The sequence below is a fragment of the Propionivibrio sp. genome, from assembly GCF_047602565.1.
Classification (GTDB): Bacteria; Pseudomonadota; Gammaproteobacteria; order Burkholderiales; family Rhodocyclaceae; genus Propionivibrio.
The window spans coordinates 2,771,351-2,793,671 of sequence record NZ_JASGGX010000001.1 but is presented as its reverse complement, the minus strand read 5'-3'; the positions used below and the strand labels follow the sequence as shown (position 1 = coordinate 2,793,671).

Genomic DNA, 22,321 nt, shown 5'->3' with positions numbered 1-22,321 from the left:
CCTCTAGGTTCCGTTGCATCACGAATCGTGAAAGTCGTCCCGATGAGCCAAGAACAAGGCGCCTATGCGGTCTGCGCAAGACTTCTGGGTCCTGCCGTTTCCAAGGCTGAAGCACTTGACACCGTGGCCGGACAACCCGAAAGCCGCCGGATCAACCGGATGGAACGGGTTGCTCTGGCCTACGGTGGCAAACTCGTGCGCAAGGACAGGAGGATGCTGCTGGCCAGCTTCGCGACGGCCGACGCCGCGTCGCTGGCGGCCTGCGAAATGCAGCGGCGGTGCTTCGGCATGCCCCGGCTGGTCGACCGCCCGCTGTCGCTGCACATCGGAATCCACCGCGTCGCGCGGCCGCGCCCGCGCCGCGCGCCCCCCGCGGGCGCCAAGGAAAGGCGCGACAACGATCGCCGCTTCGGCTTCGGCATCGCCATGTTCCTGGCGGGCAAGGCGGCCGCCGATGGCATTCTCGTCTCCGGCCTGGTTTACCGCACGCTGACGCCGAGCGTCCGGGAACAGTGCAGCCCGCGCAACGGCGCCTCCGTCGGCATCCCGGTCTACGATCTGGACTGGAACAAGACGCTGTCGCTGCAGACGCACGTATCCCTGCTCGCCTCGCCGCCGACGCTCAGCGAAAAACAGGTGGTGCTGCGCATCGGCGCCAGCCGGCTGGTGCTCGACCGCCTGCACACCGTGACCACCTTCGGCCGCGATCCGGCCTGCGACGTAACCATTGCCGACAAGCTCGTCTCGCGCGAGCACGCCTCGATCGAAATCCGCCCGGAAGGCTGCATCCTGACCGACCACAGCACCAACGGCACGAACATCGTCTTCCACAGCGGCTACGAGGTGCTGGTCAAGAACGAGAGCTACCTCCTCGAAGGGCGCGGCCGCATCAGCCTCGGCCAGGCGGCCAGCAAGAACGCCTCAAGCGTCATCGAGTTCCGCGTGAACGGCGCCGGTTAGCGCCGGCGGGCCGTCAGGCCCCCGTTCCGCTCAGGGGCAGCTCGACCCAGAAGCGGATTCTGCCGCCGGCGCCGCCGTCCACGCCGGTCCGCCCGCCGTGCTTGCCGGCCACCGTGCGCACGTAGTAGAGGCCCAGCCCGGAACCTTCCGGCCGGCGGCCGCCCTGCCCGGCGGGCTCGCCCCGGCGGAATTTTTCGAACAGGCGGTCCAGCTCCTCCGGACGCCATTCCGCGCCCGTGTTCTCGACCCAGAAGCGCACGAAATCCCTGGGCGAGCCGTGCGGATGCTTGAGGTCCGCGCCCAGGATGATCGCGGCATCGGGCGATCCGTACGCCACCGCGTTCTGCAGCAGGTTGATGGCGCAGCGCTCGATGGCCTCGAAGTCGCCGACGATCCAGGCCGGCTCGTCCGGCAGGCGCCGTTCGATGCGCATCTCCCGGCGCTGCGCGGCGAAGTACATTTCGTCGGCGGCCTGATGCAGGACGGAAAGCAGGTCGATCGTCTTCATGTGCCGGCGGTCGAGCGCCTCGGCCCGCGCCAGGCCGAGGAAGTTCTGAGCCATCGCCTGCGCCCGCCGCAGCGAAGGCAGCAACTGGCCGGGACGGCAATCGGGCTCGTTTTCCAGCCGCTGCACGGCGTTGGCCAAGGGCACGCGCAAGTCGTGCGAAATGAAGGCCAGCGCCTCGCGGCGCTGCTCCTCGAGGTGCTGCACCCGCCGCCGCGCCGCCTGGACGCGGGCGATGCGCTGCTCGAACCCCATCCTGCCGACCGTCGTCGTCGCATCGTCGCCGCCCTCGCCGGGGATGGCTTCGCCGAGCTCCCGCAATTCGAGGTCCAGGTGCCGGCGCGCGGCTTCGAGGCGCTGCCAGCTCCACAACGGGTAGGCGAACAGGCCGGACAGCACGGCCCCCGCCGGCGGCAGCCACAGCTGCAGGAAGGCCAGCGAGAACACCGAGAGCGCCACCGGCACGAAAATCCACAGCAGCGAGGCGAACAGCGCGGCGGAAGGCATCAGGCGCGGCAGCCAGAGCAGGGGCGCCAGCGCCAGCAACCCGGAAAAAAGCGCCGTCACGCCGGCCGGGAGTTCCCGGACCAGGGTGTCCGAGCGCAGCCCGGACCAGATGTTGGCCTGGATCTCCACGCCCGCCATGGGCTGCGCGTTCGACGGAAACGGGCGTCGGGAAGAGGTCGCCGAGCCCGACGGCGGTGGCGCCGACGATGATCGTCCGGCCCGCGAACGAGGCGGCCGGGACGCGGCCGTCGAGCACGTCGGCGTAGGCGACGTGCGGGAAGGTGCCCGGCGGGCCGGCGAACTGCACTCGCCGCCGTTCGCCCTGCACGAGTCCGTAGATCGCCTCCTGCAGCTCCGGCGCGCGCTCGCCGCCGGCAGACGCCCGCGCCGGCGCCGCGCCGCCGACCCGCAGCAGTTCCTCGGCGAACAGGGGCCACGCCGCGACGCCCACGCCCTCGCTCAGATCCACGCTGCGCGCCATGCCGTCCTCGTCGATGCGCACGCCGACGCGCCCCAGCCCCGCCGCCGCGTCGCGCAGGCTCGGAATCGGCGGCGATTCGACGACTTGCCGGCCCGCGCGCGCCGTTTCGAGCACCAGCGGCAGCACGATCCGGCCGCAGCGCCGGATGGCCTGCGCCAGCGCCTCGTCGGCCGCCGGCGACTGCGGTTCGGAGAAGGCGACGTCGAAACCGATGGCCGCCGGCCGCGCCGCGCACAGCGCATCGATCAGGGCGGCGTGGATTTCGCGCGACCAGGGCCAGCGGCCCAGGCGGCCAAGGCTTTCCTCATCGACGGTGATCAGCACGATATCGTCGGCGACCGGCCGGCGCGACACCAGCTGCCCGAGGTCGAAGACCAGGTGATCCATCCGCCGGAAGACGCTGCTCAGGCTCCCCGCCAGCGCGATCGACAGCAGGATCAGCGCCACCGCCAGCTTGCCCCGGGCCTGAGGGGAGGCGAAGAAACGGCCGGGCATCGGCGTCGCCCGCGCGAGCGGCTACAGCAGCAGCGCCAGCGGCAGCAGCAACAGCAGCCACAGCCTGCCGTCCACCGGAATGTCGATTCTTTGCACGGACATCGGTCCGGGCGTGCCGTCGGACGTATCGACCAGCCGCACCCCGAGATAGTAGGTGCCGCTGCCCGGGCTGGCCAGTTCCAGGGTTCCTTCATCCGCCTGCACCTGCGCCAGCGGCGGTTGCATGCCCTTGTCCGCCGCGAGCGCCGCTTCGTAGCGCATTCCCGCCGGCGGCGGCGGCAGGTTCAACACCACGCGCTCATGATCCGCCTGCAGCGCGGCCTTGCCGAGGTCGGCCGGTCCGGGGCCCGGCTTGTAGGTGAACGCCGCCGGCCGGCTCCACGGCCCCTGCTCGCCCGTACCGGTGAGCGTTGCCGCCCGCCAGAACAGCGCGCCCGGCGGCAGGTCCGCGCCGAGTTCGCCGCTTTCCTCCGTCACCACCGCATCGTGCAGCGGCGCGGCGAAGGCGGCATCAGCCGATACCTGGAAACGATAGCGGGCGGCGTCGACCACGTTCCCCCAGGCGAAGCGCGGCCGGGCGGTGCGCACGGTCGAGCCGTCGCCGGGCGCGTTCAGCCCCGGCGGGAACGGCCGCGCGAAAACGGTGAAGCCATGCAGCGCGTCGTGCCCGCGCAGCCCGTTGGCGTCGACGGCGCGCAAGGCCAAAACGTAGTCGCCGTTCGGCAGGTCGGCGAAGGTCAGCTGGCCGGCGCGCGTGCGCTTGCTGGCCAGGATGGACAGCAGCTCGCGGTCCGGCGCGATCAGCCCGAGCCATTCCACAGCGCCCGGCAGTTGCGGCAGGTCGAAGCGCATCGGCAGGTATTCGAAGCGCGCCGGCAGGCGTGAGACGTCGGCGGCGGGGAGCAGGGCGACGGGCGCTATCGGCGGCTCCCCGGCCCGGGCCAGCGTGCCCTTGCCGGCCGGCACGGCGACGCGCGCCCCGGCGGCCGCCACGCCGACCAGCCCGGCCAGCGTTTCCTCGCGCGAGGCCGCCGCGTCGGCCTCGACGCGGAAGCGCGTGCCGCGCACGACCGCCTGCGCGGACGGCGTGCGGATGCGCAGATTCTGCTGCGGCAGATTGTCCGGATTGGCCGAAATCTCGGCCTGGCCGCGCGGCAGATGCAGGCGCGTGTCGGCCATCAGCCCGCCGGCGTAGACGCTCAGCGTGTCGAGCGCCAGCACCGAACCGGGAGCGACGACGATCCGGCTGCCGTCGGCCAGCACCAGCAGCGCGCTCGAATCCTCCAGGGTTTCCACCGCCGCCCCGGCGGCCAGCCGCAGCCCGGCGGCCGCGGCGCGCCACTCGCCGTCCCCGCCGTGCCAGCGCACGCTGCCGCTGATCTTTTCCAGGCGCGCCGCGCCGGGCTCCTTGCGCAGCATCGAGGCGGGGATACGCACCGCCGTGCCCGGCAGCATGCGGAACGGATCGGCGATGCGGTTGCTTTTCTGGATCTTCGGCCAGTCCCCGGCCTGCGCCAGATAGCGCTGGGCGATGGAGATCAGGGTGTCGCCGGGCTTGACGGTATAGCGCCAGACGGGAATCGTTTCGTCGCTGCCGGCGGGCGCGGCGCCGGCGCAGGACGCGGCCGCCGCCAGGATCGCGGCCGCCAGGCAACCGGCAAGGGAAGGACTGCGCATGGCTTTTTATTCTTTCAGCTTCTCGAGTCGATAGCCGTGACCATACACGGAAACCAGACGCCACCCAAACTCGGGCGTGATGCCGATCTTGCGGCGCAGCGCGCTGACATGCACGTTGACCGTGCGCGTGTTGACGTCCGCGGACAGCGCCCAGACGACCTTGATCAGGTGATCGCGCGTCAGCAGCCGGCCAATGTTCTGGAAGAAATGCAGCGCCAGATCGGTTTCCCGCTCGGTCATCGAGACGACCCGGCCGTCCAGCGAAACCTGCCGGCGGGCATGGTCGACGACCAGCCGCCCGAAATCCTGGATCTGCGGCAGGCCGCTGTTCACCCCGCGCCGCCGCAGCACGGCCTGCAGGCGCGCCAGCAGGATCGGCCGGGAAAGCGGCTTGACGAGGTAATCGTCGGCGCCGGCGTTGAGCGCCTCGACCACGTCCTGTTCGCTGTCCAGCCCGGTCACGAACAATACGGGCGGCATGGCCTGGCGCAGCTTGATGCGCAGGCGGGCCATCACCTCGATCCCGGCGAGGTCTTCCACCACCCAGTCGAACAGGCAGGCATCGTAACGCTCGGAAGCGACGACGCGCGCGCACTCCACCCCGCTGGCGAACCACTTCACGTCATAGCCGGCCTCGCGTAACCACTCATTGACGGTTGTTGCTGACTCGGCATCATCTTCGAGGTAGGCGATTCTCATGCTTCTATTGACTGTTCTTTGTTGACCGATTTATACCGCCAGCCAGGCCCTGCGACTTATCATCTTGATTCACAGGGAAATTTTTTTCGATATGCTATTTTCCCCGCTAAAGAGGAAGCAGACTGTAAAAAAGAATTAACGTTCTTCAAAAGACAAAACGCGCCGGAACTTCGGACGGCGCCGCCTTGTCGGCATGCTCCTGGCGCGATGATACAATCGGCAGTCGCCGTTTCGCCCTTCCAGTCATGACAACGCTCATCTGCGGATCGATCGCCTACGATACGATCATGGTCTTCCACGACCGGTTCAAGAATCATATCCTGCCGGAACAGATCCACATCCTGAACCTCGCCTTCCTGGTGCCCGAGATGCGCCGCGAATTCGGCGGCTGCGCCGGCAACATCGCCTACAACCTCAAGCTGCTCGGCGACGCCCCGCTGATCATGGCCACCGTCGGCGACGACGCCGGCCCCTACCTCGACCGGCTCGACCGCCTGGGCCTGTCGCGGGCGCACGTGCGCCACGTCGAGGGCAGCTACACCGCGCAGGCGTTCATCACCACCGATCTCGACGACAACCAGATCACCGCCTTCCATCCCGGCGCGATGAGCTTTTCGCACCACAACCGCGCGTCCGACGCGGCAGAGGCTACGCTGGCGATCGTGGCGCCGGACGGACGGGACGGCATGCTGCGACACGCCGAGGACCTCGCCGCGGCACGGATTCCGTTCATTTTCGATCCGGGCCAGGGCCTGCCGATGTTTTCCGGCGATGAAGTGCTGCATTTCCTCGACCTCGCGCGCTATGCCTGCTTCAACGACTACGAGGCGCGGCTGGCCTGCGACCGGACCGGCCGTTCCCTGGACGAGCTGGCCGGCCGGCTGGAGGCGCTGATCGTCACCCGCGGCGCCGAGGGCTCGCACATCTACGCCGGCGGGCGCCGCCTCGACATTCCGTGCGCGCCGGCCAAGGCGGTGGTCGATCCGACCGGCTGCGGCGACGCCTACCGGGCCGGGCTGCTGTACGGCATCGCCCGCCAGTGGGACTGGGAGCGGACCGGGCGGCTGGCCGCCGTCATGGGCGCCATCAAGGTCGCCAGCCGCGGCGGGCAGAATCACGTTCCCAGCCGCGGCGAGATCGCCGGGTGCTTTGCCGCCGCCTTCGGCCGCGCGCCCTGGTAGCGTCTCCGAACGCGATCCAGGCGTGAACCCCGCCCCGGCGCCTTCCCTCCCGCCGACGCCGTATCCGTTGCGCCTCGTCCGCGCGGCGCGGGTCGCCCTGCATCTGCTCCGGGCCCTGCTGGCCGCCGCGCTGCCGTACCGGCGCTGGGACGCGCGGCAGCGCCTGGCGTTCAGGCAGCGCTGGTCGCGCCGGCTGCTGGACCTCCTCGCCATCCGCCTGGACGCCGGGCCGGCGGAGGCGCCGGCCGGCTGCCTGATCGTCGCCAACCATGTTTCCTGGCTGGACATTTTCGTGATCAACGCGCTGCGTCCCGCCGCCTTCATCGCCAAGACGGAAGTCCGCGCTTGGCCGCTGATCGGCTGGCTGGCCGCGCGCAACGACACGGTCTTCCTGAATCGCGGCAGCCGCCAACACGCCCGCCGGGTCAACGCGGAGATCGACGCGCGGCTGGAGGCCGGCTGCGACATCGCCGTCTTTCCCGAAGGCGGGACGACCGACGGCGCGCGCCTGCTCGATTTCCACGCCGCGCTGCTGCAGCCGGCCGTCGAAACCGGGCGCCCGGTGTGGCCGCTGGCGCTCTCCTACCACGACGCGCACGGGCGGCGCAGCCTGGCGCCGTCGTTCGCCGGGGTCAGCCTGCCGCGGTGTTTCGCCGCGATCCTCGCCTGCCGTTCGCTGACCGTGCGGCTGGCGCCGCTGCCGCCGATGGCCACGGCCGGCCGCTCGCGCCGCGACGTGTCGCGCGCGGCCCACGAGGCGATCGCTACCAGACTCGGATTTCTTCAACCGAACAGGGCACCTGGAACAGCGCCCGATCTTCCAGCCTGACCGCCGTCAGCGGCCCGCCCCACAGGCAGCCGGAATCGAGCGCCAGCAGATTCGGCAGCATCTTCAGCCCGAGCGCCGACCAGTGCCCGGTCACCAGCGTGGTGTCGGCGCTGCGCCGGCCGGGCGCCTCGAACCAGGGCAGGTAGCCGGGCGGCGCGTTGCCGACTTCGCCCTTGGCGCGAAAGTCCATGACCCCGTCCGGCGTGCAGAAACGCATGCGCGTCATGGCGTTGACGATCACGCGCAGGCGCGGCCAGCCGGTCAGGTCGTCGCGCCAAGAGGCGGGTTCGCTGCCCCACAGGTGGGCCAGGAATTCGCGCCAGCCGGGCGCCGCCAGCGCCGCCTCGACCTCGCCCGCCAGCGCCCGGGCGGCGGCTGCCGTCCATTGCGGCAGCAGGCCGGCATGCACCAGGCAATGGCCGTTTTCCACGTGGCACAGGCGCTGGTGGCGCAGCCAGAACAGCAGCTCCTCGCGGTCCGGCGCCTGCAGGATGTCGTCGAAGGTGTCGTCCTTGCCGCGCTTGCCGAAGCCCTCGGCGGCCATCAGCAGCGACAGGTCGTGGTTGCCCAGCACGACGATCGCCGCGGCGCCGAGCGCCTTCACGAAACGCAGGGTTTCGAGGGAGCGCGGCCCGCGATTGACCAGGTCGCCGACCAGCCACAGGCGGTCGGCGGCCGGATCGAAACGGCAGTGTTCGAGCAGCCGCATGAACGAGGCGAAACAGCCCTGGATGTCGCCGATCGCGTAGGTGGACATGGCTTTTCGGGCGGGCGTCAGCCGAGTTGCGGGGAATACTCGGGCACGAAGCGGTGCAGGCGCAGCTTGAGATCGCCGTTGGTCTCCGGCACCGGCTCGCGCAGCCAGTTTTCGAGCTCGCGCCGCCAGACGGCGTCCGGCGCCGCCTCGGCCAGCGCCACGCGCAGCTTGGGGTGCGGCGTGGACAGCGTCTGCTCGCTATCGGCCAGCAGTTCCTCGTAGAGCTTTTCGCCCGGCCGCAGGCCGGTGAACTCGATCCGAATCTCGTTCTCGGTGAAGCCGGACAGGCGGATCATGTCGCGCGCCAGATCGGCGATGCGCACCGGCTCGCCCATTTCGAGCACGAAGATCTCGCCCCCCTGGCCCATCAGCCCGGCCTGCATCACCAGCTGCGCCGCCTCGGGGATGAGCATGAAATAGCGGATGATGTCCGGGTGCGTGACGGTCACCGGCCCGCCGCGCGCGATCTGCTCGCGGAAGGTGGGAATCACCGAGCCGTTGCTGCCCAGCACGTTGCCGAAGCGCACGGTGATGAAGCGCGTGCCGCCCTCGCCGCGCTCCTCCTGCATCGCCGCCAGGATGCGTTCGGCCAGGCGCTTGGTGGCGCCCATGACGTTGGTCGGGTTGACCGCCTTGTCGGTGGATACCAGGACGAACTTGTCGACGCCGTAATGCCGCGCCGCCTCGGCCAGCCGCTTCGAGCCGACCACGTTGTTGCGCACCGCCTGCCAGGCGTTCTCGCCCTCCATCAGGGGCACGTGCTTGTAGGCGGCGGCGTGGAACACCACAGACGGCCGGTGCAGCGCAAAGATCCGGTCGAGCCAGGCCACGTCCTTCACGTCGCCGACGACGAAGACGCACGCGGCCTGCGGATGCGCCCGCCGGAACTCCTGCTCCAGCCGGTACAGCGCGTACTCGGAAACGTCCAGCAGGATCAGCAGGCGCGGCGTGAAGCGGGCGAGCTGGCGCGCCAGCTCGGAGCCGATCGAGCCGCCGGCGCCGGTCACCAGCACGGCCTGCCCGTCGAACCACGCACGCAGGCCGGCGTCGTCGAGCTGCACCGGCTCGCGGCCGAGCAGATCCTCCAGTTGCACCTGGCGCACCCGGGACACGGCCACCTTGCCGGCCAGCATGTCTTCGAGGCTGGGCACGGTCATCACCGACAGGCCCGCCTGCACCGCCAGTTCCATGGCGTGCCGCCGCTTGCGCGGCGACGCCTCGGGCATGGCCACGATCGCCCGCTTGACCGACAGCTTTTCCGCCCAGGCCGAGAGGTCCTCGTGCGGGCCGAGGATCTTCACGCCCTGGATTTCATGGCCGATGCGCCGCTCGTCCTCGCTGAGCAGGCCGACCACGCACCAGTCGGGCGAACGCGCCAGTTCCCGGAGCAGCTGGTCGGCGGCGTCGCCCGAGCCGAGCACCAGCACCGGCTCGCCGGCCAGCACCACGCGCCCGTACAGCGCGCGGTCGCGCCAGGCGCGGTAGGCGAAACGGCTGCCGCCCATGACCAGGATCAGCAGCAGCGGATGGAGGATCAGCACCGAGCGCGGCACCGGTTCCAGCTGGAACATGTAGATCGCCGCGGCCGAGATGACCGCCGCCGTCGCCACGGCCAGGATGATCCGGCGCATGTCCATCATGCTGGCATAGCGCCAGATGCCGCGATACAGCCCGAACAGCCAGCAGGCCGGACCGTAGACGACCAAGACCGCGGGCAGCGTGTGCAGCGCGCCTTCCACGAGGAATTCCGGGACGACCAGGTTGAAACGCAGCCAATACGCCAGCAGCCAGCACACGGCGACGGCGGCGAGGTCGTGCAGCAGGACCAGCGTGCGCTTGAGCAGCAAGTGGAAAATCATCGGATGGCAGTCCAGGGTGATGGGGATATGCTCATGGCTATTCTACTTTAAGCGCCTGTTTTAAGCGCCTGTTCCGGTAAGCATCGCCGCGAAGAAGCGGGAAAACCGGCCGGGGGAGCGGCGTATAATGCGGCCCTTCCGCCAGCGCGCCCAATCCACCCGCCGATGCGCATCCTGTTGGTCAAAACGTCGTCATTGGGCGACGTCATCCACAACCTTCCCGTCGCCAGCGACCTGCGGCGGCGCTTTCCCGACGCGGTCATCGACTGGTGCGTCGAGGAGGCCTTCACCGACATTCCCCGCCTGCATCCGGCGGTCGCCGAGGTCATCCCGGTCGCCATCCGCCGCTGGCGCAAGGCGCTGTGCAGCGGCGCCACCTGGCGCGAGATCGGCGCCTTCCGGCGACGGCTCGGCGGCCGGGACTACGACGCGGTGCTCGACACGCAGGGCCTGGTCAAGAGCGGACTGATCACCTTCCTCGCCAAGGGGCCGTGCTACGGCTACGCCGCCGAAGCGGCGCGCGAGCCGCTGGCCTCCTATTTCTACGACCGGACCTTCGTCATCCCGCCCAATGTGCACGCCGTGGAGCGCAACCGCTGGCTGAGCGCGGCGGCGTTCGACTACCCGGTCGACCTGCCGCTCGACTACGGCATCCGCGCGCCCGCAGCGGATTTTCCCTGGCTGCCGGAAGGGCGGGAAGGGCGCCGGGCCGTGCTGCTCACCGCCACCAGCCGCGACGACAAGCTCTGGGACGACGACCGCTGGATCGCCGTCGCCCGGCAACTCGCCGAACGCGGGCTGACGCCCGTGCTGCCGTCGGGCAGCGCCCGCGAGCGCGAGCGCGCGGAGCGCATCGCCGCCGCGTGCGCCGCCGCCGTCGTCGCGCCGCCGCTGTCGCTGCGCGAACTGGCCGCGCTGATCGGGCATGCCGAGCTGGCCGTCGGCGTCGATACCGGGCTGGTCCATCTGGCCACGGCGCTCGGCGTCCCCACCGTCGCCCTGTACGTGGCGACCGACCCGGCGCTGACCGGCGTCTACGGCACCCGGAATTTCCGCAATCTCGGCGGACCCGGCCGCGCCCCCGGCGTGGACGCGGTTCTCGCCGCCGTCGCCCAGGAGTTGCGCCGATGATCCGCTTCGCCTATTCGCTGCTGTTCCGGCTCGCCCAGCCGCTGGTCTGGGGCCGGCTCGCCTGGCGGGCGCGCCGGCAGCCCGAGTACCTGCGCCATCTCGGCGAACGCTACGGCTTGCACGCCGGGCGGCCGCCGGCGCCGCTCATCTGGCTGCACGCCGTCTCGGTCGGCGAGACGCGCGCCGCCGAGCCGCTGATCAAGGCGCTGCTCGCCGAATACCCGGACCATGCGCTGCTGCTCACGCACATGACGCCGACCGGCCGCGCCGTCGGCGCCGAACTGATCGGCAAGTACGGGCCGCGCCTGCTGCAGGCCTACCTGCCCTACGACCTGCCCGGCGCCTGCGCGCGCTTTCTCGACCACTTCCAGCCGCGCGCCGGGCTGCTGATGGAAACGGAAATCTGGCCGAACCTGATCGCCGCCGCGCGCGCCCGCGATGTGCCGATGCTGCTGGTCAATGCCCGCCTGTCGGCCAGGTCGCAGCGCGGCTACCGGCGCTTCCTGCCGCTGATCCGGCCCGCCGTGGCCGGCCTGGCGGCCGTGGCGGCGCAGACCTCAGCCGACGCGGAACGCCTGCAGGGCATCGGCGCGCAGGGCGTGCGCGTCACCGGTAATCTCAAGTTCGACGTCACGCCCGCCCCGGAAAAACTGCGGCTCGGCGCCGACTGGCGGCAGGCGCTCGGCAACCGCCCGGTGTGGCTGGCCGCCAGCACGCGTGAGGGCGAGGAAGGCTTCATTCTCGACGCCTTCGCCCGCCTCGACCTGCCCGATGCGCTGCTGCTGCTGGTGCCGCGCCATCCGCAGCGGTTCGACGAGGTGGCGGCGGCGGTCGGGGAGCGCCGGCTGCCATTCTGCCGGCGCAGCGCCGGGCAGTTCCCCGGGCCGGAAACGCGCGTCTGGCTGGGCGACAGCATGGGCGAGATGCCGGCCTATTTCGCGGCCGCCGACGTCGCCCTGATCGGCGGCACGCTGCTGCCCTTCGGCGGCCAGAACCTGATCGAGGCGGCCGCCTGCGGCTGTCCGGTGCTGGTCGGGCCGCACACCTACAATTTCGCCCAGGCCACCGAGGACGCGCTGGCCTGCGGCGCGGCGCGGCGCGTCGCCGACGCCCCGGACGCCGCCGCCACGGCCAAGCAGCTGCTGATTGAAAAAACCACGCTGGCGGCGATGCGCGAGGCGGCGGCGGAATTCAGCCGGTCGCACCGCGGCGCGACCGCGCGGACGATCGCGCTCATCAAGGAATTCGTGGCCTGAACAAGGTGCGGCGGCAGACCTGCCGTCCGGCGAGGTTCAGTGGGTGATGCGGAATCCGGTTCTTGCTTTTCGCTGTGATCGCCGTGGTTGATCCCGGCTACGGCGTCTCGAACAGCGGATTGATCTGCTCCAGGTCGCTTTCTTCGAGCGTGCCGACCGCGGCCTTGAGCTTGAGCTGCGCGAGCAGCGTGTCGAAGCGCGCCTTGGCCAGATCGCGCCGGGTGACGTAAACCTGCTGCTCGGCGTTGAGCACGTCGATGTTGATGCGCACGCCGACCTCGTAGCCCAGCTTGTTGGATTCCAGCGCGCTGACGCTCGACACCAGCGCGGCGTTGAGCGCCTGGACCTGCGCCAGCCCGTTCACCACGCCGAGATACGACTGCCGCGCGTTGAGCGTCGCCGTGCGGCGGACGTTTTCCAGTCCCGCCAAGGCCGCGCTGCGGTTGGCGATTGCCTCGCGGGTGCGCGAATTGACGGCGCCGCCCTGGTAGATCGGGATCGAGAGCTGCACACCGATGTTGCGCGTGCCGGTCTCCAGGCTGGTATCGCTGGAGATCGACAACGCCGAGTCGCTCTTGCCGTAATTGGCGACCACGTCGAGCGTCGGGTAATGGCCCGCGCGCATGCGTTCGATTTCGCGCTGCGCCACTTCGAGCGCGGCCTGCTGCGCCTGGACCTGGAAGCTGTCGTTCTCGGCGGCCACGACCCATGGCTCCATGCTCGCCGGCTGCGGCGGCAGCAACGTCGCGTCGGCGCGCAGGCGGGCCAGTTCGCCGAGCTCCTTGCCGACGATCACGCGCAAGGCGTAGCGCTTGACCTCCAGATCGTTCTCGCCCGCCAGTTCCTGCGCGCTGGCCAGATCGAAACGCGACTGCGCCTCATGGGTGTCGGTGATCGTCGCGGTGCCGACCTCGAAATTCTGCTTGGCCTGCGCCAGCTGCTGCGCGATGGCCTGCTTGCTGGCGCGCACCGCGGCGAGATTCTCCTGCGCGTAGAGCACGTCGAAATACGCCTGCGCGACGCGCAGGATCAGGTCCTGCGCCGCCTGCGCGAAGACCGCCTCGGTCTGGACGACCTGCCACTTGGCCTGCCCGTACTGGACGACGTTCTGCCAGCGGAACAGCGGCTGGGTCAGGCTGACGTTGTAGCTGTGCGTGTTGTAATCCTTGTTCCAGGCCGGCTGGCCTGCCATGCGATAGCGGTTTTCGTTCCACACCGACCCGGCCGTCGCGCCGATCACCGGCAGCAGGCCGGCCAGTCCCTGCGGCAGCTTTTCCCGCCCCGCCTCGGCCGTCGCGCGCGCGGCGGCGTACTGCGCGTCGTTGGCCAGCGCCTCGCGGTACACCTGCAGCAGATCGGCGGACGCCGCCTGGAAGGAGAGGCAGGCCAGCCCCGCCAGGACGGACAACCGGAGGGCCGATGGCCTCGATCGCATGAAAACCCCTTGAGGTGTCTGGGTGTCCGGTCCGTTCAGAAGACGAACTTTTCGGGCTGCAGCGCGTTGTCCAGGGGGGCCACCACGGTTTCGAACAGATTTTCGCTGCTGAAGGCGTCCTCGTCGGGGCGCCGGATCAGCCGCGCCTCCATCGTCGGCGCCTCGCCGACGACGGCGATCAGCCGGCCGCCGATCTTCAGTTGGCGCAGCAGCGCCTCGGGCAGCACCGGCAGCGAACCGGACACGACGATGGCGTCATACGGCGCGTAGAGGTCCCAGCCGCGCGAGGCGTCGCCCAGGTCGACGCTGACGTTGGCGACGCCGGCCTGCTGCAGGTTGCGGCGCGCCCGTTCCACCAGTTCCGGATCGATCTCGACGGAATAGACGAATTCGGCCTTGGCGGCGAGCAGCGCGGCCATGTAGCCGCTGCCCGTGCCGATCTCCAGCACCTTGTCGGTGTTCCTGACCGCCAGTTCCTGCAGCAGCCGCGCCTCGACGCGCGGGGGAAGCATGGTCTGCCCCGGCCGGGCGCCGGGCTTCAGGGGAATCTCGACGTCGGCGAAGGCCAGCTCCCGGTGCTCGGCGGGCACGAAATCCTCGCGCTTCACCACGCTCAACAGCGCCAGGACGCCCGGATCGAGCACCTCCCAGGGCCGGATCTGCTGCTGGATCATGTTGAAACGCGCTTGTTCGGTATTCATCGCCACGGCCGCCACCTCATTCCCCGTCTGAATATTCGTCTGGACGAATCGATTGTCGTTGAAACAGGAGAGGGATTATACCTTGAGGCAGGCGGCCTTCACACGCTCCGGCCGATGCGGCCGCGCGCCCGCTCACATCCAGCCCTTCTCCCGGTAATAGCGCACCGCGCCCTCATGCAGGGGCGCCGACATGCCGCTGCGGATCATTTCCTCGGCATCGAGGTTGGCGAACGCCGGGTGCAGCTTCTTGAACTCCTCGAGGTTGTCGAACACCGCCGCCACGATGGCGTAGACCACCTCGTCCGGCACCCGGGCCGAGGTCACTAGGCTGGCCACCACGCCGAAGGTCCGGGTAGGCTCCGGATTGCCCAGGTACATGCCGCCGGGGATCGTGGCGCGGGCGAAATACGGCCGCTCCCGGATCAGCCGGTCGATGGCCGGGCCGGCCAGCGGCACCAGATGCCCGCCGCACGCCGTCATCAGTTCCTGGATGTTGGCCGCCGGGTTGCCGACCATGTAGCCGAAGCCGTCGATCCGGCCGTCGCACAGGGCGGTGCCGTGCTCGTCGGGCTTGTATTCCGAGGCCAGCGCGAAATCGCCGGGCTTCATGCCCAGCGCGCTCATCAGCATCGCCGTCGTCTCGCGCGTGCCGGAACCCGGGTTGCCGATGTTGAAGCGCTTGCCCTTGAAGTCCTCGAACCGGCGGATGTTCGCGTCCCTGCGCGCGACCACGGTCAAGGCCTCGGGATAGATCGAAAAGACGGCGCGCAGGTCGGCATGGGGGCCGTTTTCGCGGAAGTGCGACAGCCCCTTGACGGCGTAATACTGCACGTCGGACTGGACGATGCCGAAATTGACCGCGCCGGAGCGGATGGCGTTGACGTTGCTGACCGACCCGCCGCTCCGTTCGACCGAGCAGCGCACGCCGTACTTCACCCGCTCCTTGTTCAGCAGGCGGCAGATGGCGCTGCCGGCGGCGTAATAGACGCCCGTCACCCCGCCCGTGCCGATGGCCGCGTTCTGTTGAGCAACAACCGCCGGACTTGCCGATGAGAGCCCCACCGCCAGCGCGGCTGCCGCCGCCGCGATTATCCTCACTGTCTTGACCCTGAGTTATGAACGATGCGATGGCCGAACCGGAAGCCATCCCGCCTGTCTCCAGCGGACGCTCCGGAGGCGATTAACACTATTTTTCAGAATATCGCATATCGCATTGCTTCGGCTATTACTTTAGTTCTAACGCGCCAGTTCGGGCCGCCGCGCACCGGAAGCGTGCATGCCGCGCGGACGGCAGGAACGTCCGCGCTCCGCCGCATCCCGCGCGGCGACGGGCGGCCGCCCGACCCGGCCCGCGGCGCCAAGGGGCGGCACGGGATTTGCTGACCTCCGTGCTACATTGCCTTTCCAGAAACCGCCCGCTGCACCGCACCGGCTGAACATCAAGAAAATGGCCACAGAACGCATTCGCGCAACCCTCGACCGGATCGAACGCCTTTCCCGCCGCGATCCGGGCGGACGGGGGCTGGCCGCGCACGCGCCGCCGAGCCTGTTGGCGCCGGCCGCCGAGGCGCTGGTCAAAGGAGAACGGGTGATCATCGCCACGGGGTTCTGCATCCGCTCGGGGCTGATCGGCGAAACGGACGGCCCGCCGGGCGCGCTGGCGCTGGCCGGCGCGCTGCGCCGGCTGGGACGGGACGTGGTCCTGCTGACCGACGAGTTCAGCGCGCCCCTGCTGGCCGCCGGACAGGCGGTCGATGCGAGCGGCGTGCCGGTGGTGCTGCTGGAGCCGTCGCAGGTGGCCGCCGACGCGACCATCGACGCGCTGGTCGCCTCGTTCGCGCCGACGCACGTGGTGGCCATCGAGCGGCCGGGCGACGCGGCGGACGGGCATCGCTATTCGATGCGCGGCGAGATGCTCGACGATCTGGTGGCCTCGGCCGACCGGCTCTTCGCGCCGCCCGGAGGACGCGGCTACGCGACGCTGGCCGTGGGCGACGGCGGCAACGAGCTGGGGCTCGGCGGCCTGCGGGCCGCGCTCAGCGGCTACGTCGACCGGGGCGAGGCGATCTTCTGCGCCACGGCGGCCGACCACGCCGTGCCCGCCGGCATCTCGAACTGGGGCGCCTACGCGCTGGCGGCGGGCCTGTCGCTGCTCGCCGGCCGACTCCTGATCGGCACGCCGCGACATGAGCGCCAAGTGCTCGCGGCGATGGTCGCGGCGGGCGCCGTGGATGGCTGCACGAAGCAGCGCGCGCTCTCGGTGGACGGAATCGCCTGGGACGGCTACGCGGACACGCTGGAGGCCATCTACCGCGAAACCCGCGCCGGCCTGGCGGATTGCTGAATCCCGGCGGCGGAATCCGCTGCTCCCGGCAGCGGCCATGCTATCTTGACGACCCACCGTTCTTCGCCACCGCCCGGCAAGGAAACCGTCATGGCCCATCTGTTCGAACCGCTCGCGCTGCGCGACCTCGTCCTGCGCAACCGCATCGCCGTCCCCGCCATGTGCCAGTATTCGGCCCGTGACGGCCTGGCCAACGACTGGCATTTCGTACACTACGGCTCGCGCGCCGTCGGCGGCGCCGCGCTGATCATCAGTGAAGCGACCGCCGTCGTTCCGGAGGGCCGCATCAGTCCCGCCGATCTCGGCCTGTGGAACGACGGTCAGATCGAACCCCTGGCGCGCATCGTGCGCTTCGCCCACGAGCAGGGCTGCCCGATGGCCGTGCAGCTCGCCCACGCCGGCAGGAAGGCCAGCGTCGGGCGCGGCTGGGAACCGGCGGCGTCGCTTCCGGCGAGCGACGGCGGCTGGCCGGTCGTCGCTCCGTCGCCGATCCCATTCTCCAGCGCGCATGCGGTGCCGGTCGAGCTCGACGCGGACGGCATCGGCGCGCTCGCCGGCCGGTTCGCCGACGCCGCGCGGCGCGCGCACGCCGCGGGATTTTCCGCGATCGAAATCCATGCCGCGCACGGCTACCTGCTGCACCAGTTCCTTTCGCCGCTCGCCAACCGGCGCACCGACGGCTACGGCGGCAGCTTCGCCAACCGCACGCGGCTTACCCTCGACGTCGTCGATGCGGTACGCATGGTGTGGCCGGAGCGGCTGCCGCTGATCGTGCGCCTGTCGGCGACCGACTGGATCGACGGCGGCTGGACGCCGGACGAGACGGCCGCCCTGTGCCGCGTGCTGAAAACGCACGGCGTCGACCTGATCAACGTCTCGACGGGCGGCATCCTGCCGGATGCGAAAATTCCGGCCGGTCCAGGCTTCCAGACCGAGTTCGCCGAACGTGTGCGCCGCGAGGCGGACATTCCCAGCGCAGCCGTCGGCCTGATCACCGCGCCAGCCCAGGCCGATCACATCGTCCGCAGCGGCCAGGCCGACGTGGTCCTGCTCGGCCGCGAAATCCTGCGCAACCCGTACTGGCCGATGGAGGCCGCGCATGAACTCGGCCATGCCGCCGCCTGGCCCGTTCAGTATTTGCGCGCCGCGCCGCGGGGATCGGTGGCGCGCTGACGAAAACGGCCGGGAGAGGCGACGCCGCCAGAGCGTCGCGCCGGCGTTGCGTTTCTCTTATACGGCTCCGCGCGTCGCCACGTACAGCGCGTACAGCGAATGGCTGGCGGCCATGAACAGCCGGTTGCGCTTGGCGCCGCCGAAGCACAGGTTGGCGCAGCGTTCGGGCAGATGGATGTGGGCCAGCGGCCGGCCCTGCGGATCGAAGACCATCACGCCGTCGAGCGCGGCCGGATCGGCGTCGAGCGCGCCGTTGCTGCCCCAGCCGCACCACAGGTTGCCGTCGACGTCGGCTTTGATGCCGTCGAGCGCGCCGGGGCCGCCGGCGTTGACGTGCAGCCGCCGGCGTCCGAGCCTGCGGCCGTCGCCGGCGACCGGGTAGGCCCAGATCCGCCGGTGCGGCGTGGCGCGCGAATCGACCACGTAGAGGGTCCGCTCGTCGGGGGAAAAGCACAGGCCGTTCGGCGCGGCGAGATCGGCGATCACCTGCGCCAGTTTGCCGGTGCGGCCGTCGATGCGGTACACCGCCTGCGGCAGCTCGGGCTCGGCCCGCTCGCCTTCCCATTCGCCGGCAATGCCGAAGGTCGGGTCGGAGAACCAGATCGAGCCGTCGGACGCGCAGATCACGTCGTTGGGCGAATTCAGGCGCTTGCCGCCGAAGCCGTCGGCCAGCACGGTGACCGATCCGTCGTATTCGGTGCGGGTGACGCGCCGGGTCAGGTGCTCGCAGGCGATCAGCCGCCCCTGGCGGTCGCGCGCCAGGCCGTTCGAGTGGTTCGCCGGCTGGCGGAAGACGGACAGCCCGCCCGTCGTTTCATCCCAGCGCACCATGCGGTTGTTGGGAATGTCGCTGCACAGCAGGAAGCGCCCGTCGCCGAACCACAGCGGCCCCTCGGCCCAGCGCAGGCCCGTGCCCAGGCGTTCGAGCGAGGCGTTGAACAGCCGGTAGCGCAGGAAGGCGGGATCGAGCACTTCGATGGCCGGCTCCGGATAGCGCAGGCTGACGCAGCCGGCGGCCGCCGCGCCGGTCGGATCGACAGGCGCGGTCATGCGGCTCTCCCGGCGGCAACGCGCGTGGCGGCGGGAGCGTTCAATCGATTTCGTCCTCCAGCCGTTCCGCCGCGTGCTCGTCGGCGCGCAGCACGTCCTCCGGCGTGCGTCCGCGCGCGGTGTTGTGCCACCAGCCGTAGGCGATCACGCCAGCCGCCAGCAGGATGCCGAGGTACGGCGTGCCGTGGAAGACGTGCGGCAGGTAAGGCTGCACCGCCGCGTCCGAATCGATCATCTCGCCCGCGGTGTGGGCGATCAGCCCGGCGCCGATATAGACGATGATCGGGAAGCGCTCGATCATGCGCATGATGATCGTGCTGCCGAAAATGATCAGCGGCACGGACAGCGCCAGCCCGATGATCAGCAGGACCCAGTCGCCCTTGGCCACGCCGGCGATGGCCAGGGTGTTGTCCAGGCTCATCACCACGTCGGCGACGAGGATGGTCTTGACCGCGCCGAGCAGGTTGTCGTGCGCGTGGTGCGGGCCGTCGTGCTCGTCCTCCTCGATGAGCAGTTGAATGGCGATCCAGATCAGCAGCAGGGCGCCGGCGCACTGCAGGAAGGGAATCTTCAGCAGGACCACGGCGGCGACGGTCAGCACGATGCGCAGCACCAGCGCGCCGCCGCTGCCCCACAGGATCGCCTGTTTCTGCTGCCGGGCCGGCAGGCTGCGGGCGGCCAGCGCGATCACCACCGCGTTGTCGCCGGACAACACGATGTTGACCATGATGATCTGCAGCAGCCCCCCCAGAAACCCGCCCACGTCCATTTCGGCACACTCCCTTTTTTTGTCCGAAGAATGAAGACTAGCCGAAGATTCGCCTTTCGGCCATCGACGGCGCCGGGCGTTCAGGTCACCGGCGCGGGGTTAAACACGGCCAGGGAATTGAACAGGCCCCAGCGGTCGGCCCAGGTCTGCTTGCGGCCGCTGGCGACGTCGAGGATCAGGCGGAAGATTTCCCAGCCGACTTCCTCGATGGTCGCCTCGCCGGTGGCGATGGTGCCGGCGTCGACCTCCATCAGGTCGTGCCAGCGCGCGGCGAGGTCGCGGCGCGTGGCCACCTTGATCACCGGCGCGGCTTCCAGGCCGTAGGGCGTACCCCGGCCGGTGGTGAACACCTGCAGGGTCATGCCGGAGGCCAGCTGCTGCGTGCCGCAGACGAAGTCGCTGGCCGGCGTGGCGGCGTAGATCAGGCCCTTGCGCCTGACCCGCTCGCCGGGCGCTAGCACGTCGACGATGGCGCTGCTGCCGGACTTGGCGATCGAGCCCATGGCCTTCTCGACGATGTTCGCCAGTCCGCCCTTCTTGTTGCCGGGCGTGGTGTTGGCGGCGCGGTCGGTCTGGCCCTGCGCGAGGTAGTCATCGTACCAGGCCATCTCGCGCAGCAGCGCGCGGCCGACCTCCGCGTCGGCGACGCGCGGGGTCAGCAGGTGCACCGCGTCGCGCACCTCGGTGACTTCCGAGAACATCACCGTGGCGCCGGCGCGCACCAGCAGGTCGGCGGCGTAGCCCACGGCCGGGTTGGCGGTCACCCCCGAGAAGGCGTCGCTGCCGCCGCACTGCAGGCCGACGATCAGGTCGGACGCCGGGCAGGTCTCGCGCCGGCGCCGATTGAGCCGCTCCAGGTGCGCCTCGGCCTGCCGCATGATCGCCTCGACCATCGACTGGAAGCCGGTGAAGCGATCGTCCTGCAGGCAGACCACGGCGTCGCCCGCCACCTTGATCGGGATGCCGCCCTCGTTGAGCAGGCGCTCCGGCGGCAGCTTCTCGCAGCCCAGGCTGACCACGAAGACCTCGTTGCCGAAGTTGGGGTTGAGCGCCAGGTTGTGCAGCGTGCGGATCGGCACCACCGCCGCCGGCGCGTTGATCGCCACGCCGCAGCCGTAGATGTGGTTGAGGCCGACCACGCCGTCGACGTGCGGGTACTTCGGCAGCAGCTCGGCCTTGATGCGCCTGACCACGTAGTCGACCACGCCGGCGACGCACTGCACGGTCTGGGTGATGGCCAGCAGGTTCTTGGTGCCGACAGTGCCGTCCGGGTTGCGGTAGCCCTCGAAGGTGTAGCCTTCCAGCGGCGGCAGCGGCGCCGGCACCCTGGTCGCCAGCGGCAGCGCGTCGAGCGGCGGCGCCTCGGGCAGGCGCACCAGCGATTCCTCGATCCAGCTGCCGCGCGGGATCGGCCTGACGGCGTAGCCGATGACCTCGCCGTAGCGCACGATCGGCGCGTCCTGCGCCAGGTCGGCGAGCGCCACCTTGTGGCCTTGCGGCACGTGCTCGCGCAGCGTCAGTCCGTCGTCGAACACCGTCCCGGCCGGCAGGCCGCCGGAGTTGACGACGATCGCCACGTTGTCGGTGGCATGCACCTTGATGGTCAGGGGCTTGGCTTGCGGTTTCATGGCGATGCGAATCCTCGTGGTCCGGTCAGAGCATTTCGAGCGGCGTGGCGCGCTGCGGCGGCGGGAACAGGCGGTCGAGCTCGGCCAGCGTGGCGGCGTCGATGGGGCATTCGAGCGCGGCGAAGTTCTCCTCCAGATGCGCGCGCGTCGACGCCTTGGGGATGGCGATCACCTGCTCGCGGGTCAGCAGCCAGGCCAGCGCCAGCTGCGCCGGCGTGGCGCCGTGCCGCGCGGCCAGGGCGCGCAGGCCGGGATGCCGCAGCAGGCGCGCCTGCTCGACCGGCGAGTAGGCCATCAGGGGAATGCGGGCCTGCTCGCACCACGGCAGCAGGTCCCATTCGACGCCGCGGCGCGACAGGTTGTACAGCACCTGGTTCACCGCCGCGCGCTCGCCGCCGGGCAGCGCGCGGAGTTCCTTCATGTCCCTGATATCGAGGTTGCTGACGCCCCAGTGGCGGATCTTGCCCTGCTCGCGGAGCCGTTCGACGGCCTCGATGGTTTCCTCGAACGGCACCTCGCCGCGCCAGTGCAGCAGGTACAGGTCGAGGCAGTCGACGCCGAGGCGGCCGAGGCTGCCCTCGCAGGCCGTCCGCGCGCCGCGCACGGTGGCGTGGTGCGGATAGAACTTGCTGACCAGGAAGACGCGCTCGCGGCGCCCCTTGATCGCCTCGCCGACCAGGCGCTCGGAGGCGCCGTCGCCGTACATCTCGGCGGTGTCGATCAGCGTCATGCCGAGGTCGATGCCGCGCTGCAGCGCGGCGATCTCCCCGGCGCGGGACGCCCGGTCCTCGCCGATCATCCAGGTGCCCATGCCCAGGGCGGGAACCTGCTCGCCCGTCGGCAGCGTGACGTGTTTCATCGGCTTCATCCTCCCGGCGGCGTGC

At 70.2% G+C, this 22,321-nt stretch carries 19 protein-coding genes and 1 pseudogene; 7 read left to right on the top strand and 13 right to left on the bottom strand.

What is annotated here, in order from left to right:
- The first annotated feature begins 159 nt into the window (after window positions 1–159).
- On the top strand, window positions 160–960 hold the full coding sequence (locus QM701_RS13075; RefSeq protein ID WP_415167487.1) for an FHA domain-containing protein: 801 nt from the start codon (window positions 160–162) through the stop codon (window positions 958–960).
- Between the two features lie 13 nt (window positions 961–973).
- Here QM701_RS13075 and QM701_RS13070 read toward each other — a convergent pair whose 3' ends face one another.
- From QM701_RS13070 to QM701_RS13055, 4 genes and pseudogenes are all read right to left on the bottom strand, one after another.
- A complete protein-coding gene (locus QM701_RS13070; protein WP_415167486.1) occupies window positions 974–2,110 on the bottom strand; it encodes a sensor histidine kinase in 1,137 nt (378 codons plus the stop codon).
- A gap of 67 nt (window positions 2,111–2,177) precedes the next feature.
- Window positions 2,178–2,840, bottom strand: a pseudogene (locus QM701_RS13065) (CHASE2 domain-containing protein); the annotation flags it as partial.
- Between the two features lie 129 nt (window positions 2,841–2,969).
- On the bottom strand, window positions 2,970–4,625 hold the full coding sequence (locus QM701_RS13060; protein WP_415167485.1) for a FecR domain-containing protein: 1,656 nt from the start codon (window positions 4,623–4,625) through the stop codon (window positions 2,970–2,972).
- A 6-nt stretch (window positions 4,626–4,631) separates the two neighbouring features.
- Window positions 4,632–5,324, bottom strand: a complete 693-nt coding sequence (locus QM701_RS13055) for a response regulator transcription factor (protein ID WP_415167484.1) — start codon at window positions 5,322–5,324, stop codon at window positions 4,632–4,634.
- A gap of 245 nt (window positions 5,325–5,569) precedes the next feature.
- On the opposite strand from QM701_RS13055, the gene QM701_RS13050 reads away from it, so the two are divergent.
- Window positions 5,570–6,505: a carbohydrate kinase family protein gene (locus QM701_RS13050; protein WP_415167483.1), complete on the top strand. Its 936-nt coding sequence runs from the start codon at window positions 5,570–5,572 to the stop codon at window positions 6,503–6,505.
- A gap of 22 nt (window positions 6,506–6,527) precedes the next feature.
- Entirely contained in the window at window positions 6,528–7,334 is an 807-nt protein-coding gene (locus tag QM701_RS13045; protein WP_415167482.1) for a lysophospholipid acyltransferase family protein, read from the top strand.
- Here the strand turns inward: QM701_RS13045 and QM701_RS13040 are convergent.
- Window positions 7,270–8,091, bottom strand: a complete 822-nt coding sequence (locus QM701_RS13040) for a symmetrical bis(5'-nucleosyl)-tetraphosphatase (RefSeq protein ID WP_415167481.1) — start codon at window positions 8,089–8,091, stop codon at window positions 7,270–7,272. The two genes, QM701_RS13045 and QM701_RS13040, sit on opposite strands and share 65 nt — an antisense overlap.
- A 17-nt stretch (window positions 8,092–8,108) precedes the next feature.
- The gene (locus QM701_RS13035; protein WP_415167480.1) at window positions 8,109–9,950 is read right to left on the bottom strand and encodes a polysaccharide biosynthesis protein; all 1,842 of its coding nucleotides are present in this window, start codon (window positions 9,948–9,950) and stop codon (window positions 8,109–8,111) included.
- Window positions 9,951–10,115: 165 nt separating this feature from the next.
- On the opposite strand from QM701_RS13035, the gene waaC reads away from it, so the two are divergent.
- Window positions 10,116–11,081: a lipopolysaccharide heptosyltransferase I gene (gene waaC, locus QM701_RS13030; protein ID WP_415167479.1), complete on the top strand. Its 966-nt coding sequence runs from the start codon at window positions 10,116–10,118 to the stop codon at window positions 11,079–11,081.
- Window positions 11,078–12,337 (top strand): lipid IV(A) 3-deoxy-D-manno-octulosonic acid transferase, encoded by a 1,260-nt coding sequence (gene waaA, locus QM701_RS13025; RefSeq protein WP_415167478.1) that lies wholly within the window; start codon window positions 11,078–11,080, stop codon window positions 12,335–12,337. Before waaC ends, waaA begins: the two co-directional genes overlap by 4 nt.
- A gap of 97 nt (window positions 12,338–12,434) precedes the next feature.
- Here waaA and QM701_RS13020 read toward each other — a convergent pair whose 3' ends face one another.
- From QM701_RS13020 to QM701_RS13010, 3 genes are all read right to left on the bottom strand, one after another.
- A complete protein-coding gene (locus QM701_RS13020) occupies window positions 12,435–13,772 on the bottom strand; it encodes a TolC family outer membrane protein (protein ID WP_415167477.1) in 1,338 nt (445 codons plus the stop codon).
- 35 nt (window positions 13,773–13,807) lie between these two features.
- On the bottom strand, window positions 13,808–14,473 hold the full coding sequence (locus QM701_RS13015; protein ID WP_415167476.1) for a protein-L-isoaspartate O-methyltransferase family protein: 666 nt from the start codon (window positions 14,471–14,473) through the stop codon (window positions 13,808–13,810).
- A 132-nt stretch (window positions 14,474–14,605) separates the two neighbouring features.
- Entirely contained in the window at window positions 14,606–15,571 is a 966-nt protein-coding gene (locus tag QM701_RS13010) for a TAXI family TRAP transporter solute-binding subunit (protein WP_415167475.1), read from the bottom strand.
- Between the two features lie 349 nt (window positions 15,572–15,920).
- Between QM701_RS13010 and QM701_RS13005 the strand changes: the two genes are divergently transcribed.
- Together QM701_RS13005 and QM701_RS13000 are read left to right on the top strand one after the other, a co-directional pair.
- Complete coding sequence (locus tag QM701_RS13005) at window positions 15,921–16,817, top strand: glutamate cyclase domain-containing protein (protein ID WP_415167474.1); 897 nt, start codon at window positions 15,921–15,923, stop codon at window positions 16,815–16,817.
- Window positions 16,818–16,907: 90 nt separating this feature from the next.
- Window positions 16,908–17,990: an NADH:flavin oxidoreductase/NADH oxidase gene (locus QM701_RS13000; protein WP_415167473.1), complete on the top strand. Its 1,083-nt coding sequence runs from the start codon at window positions 16,908–16,910 to the stop codon at window positions 17,988–17,990.
- A gap of 57 nt (window positions 17,991–18,047) precedes the next feature.
- Here the strand turns inward: QM701_RS13000 and QM701_RS12995 are convergent, their stop codons facing one another.
- The 4 genes from QM701_RS12995 to QM701_RS12980 form a co-directional block, all read right to left on the bottom strand.
- The gene (locus QM701_RS12995) at window positions 18,048–19,040 is read right to left on the bottom strand and encodes an SMP-30/gluconolactonase/LRE family protein (RefSeq protein ID WP_415167472.1); all 993 of its coding nucleotides are present in this window, start codon (window positions 19,038–19,040) and stop codon (window positions 18,048–18,050) included.
- 40 nt (window positions 19,041–19,080) lie between these two features.
- Window positions 19,081–19,803, bottom strand: coding sequence for a TerC family protein (locus QM701_RS12990; protein WP_415167471.1), 723 nt, complete (start codon window positions 19,801–19,803; stop codon window positions 19,081–19,083).
- Window positions 19,804–19,889: 86 nt separating this feature from the next.
- A complete protein-coding gene (gene garD / locus QM701_RS12985; protein ID WP_415167470.1) occupies window positions 19,890–21,437 on the bottom strand; it encodes a galactarate dehydratase in 1,548 nt (515 codons plus the stop codon).
- 25 nt (window positions 21,438–21,462) lie between these two features.
- On the bottom strand, window positions 21,463–22,296 hold the full coding sequence (locus QM701_RS12980; RefSeq protein WP_415167469.1) for an aldo/keto reductase: 834 nt from the start codon (window positions 22,294–22,296) through the stop codon (window positions 21,463–21,465).
- Window positions 22,297–22,321: the final 25 nt, after the last annotated feature.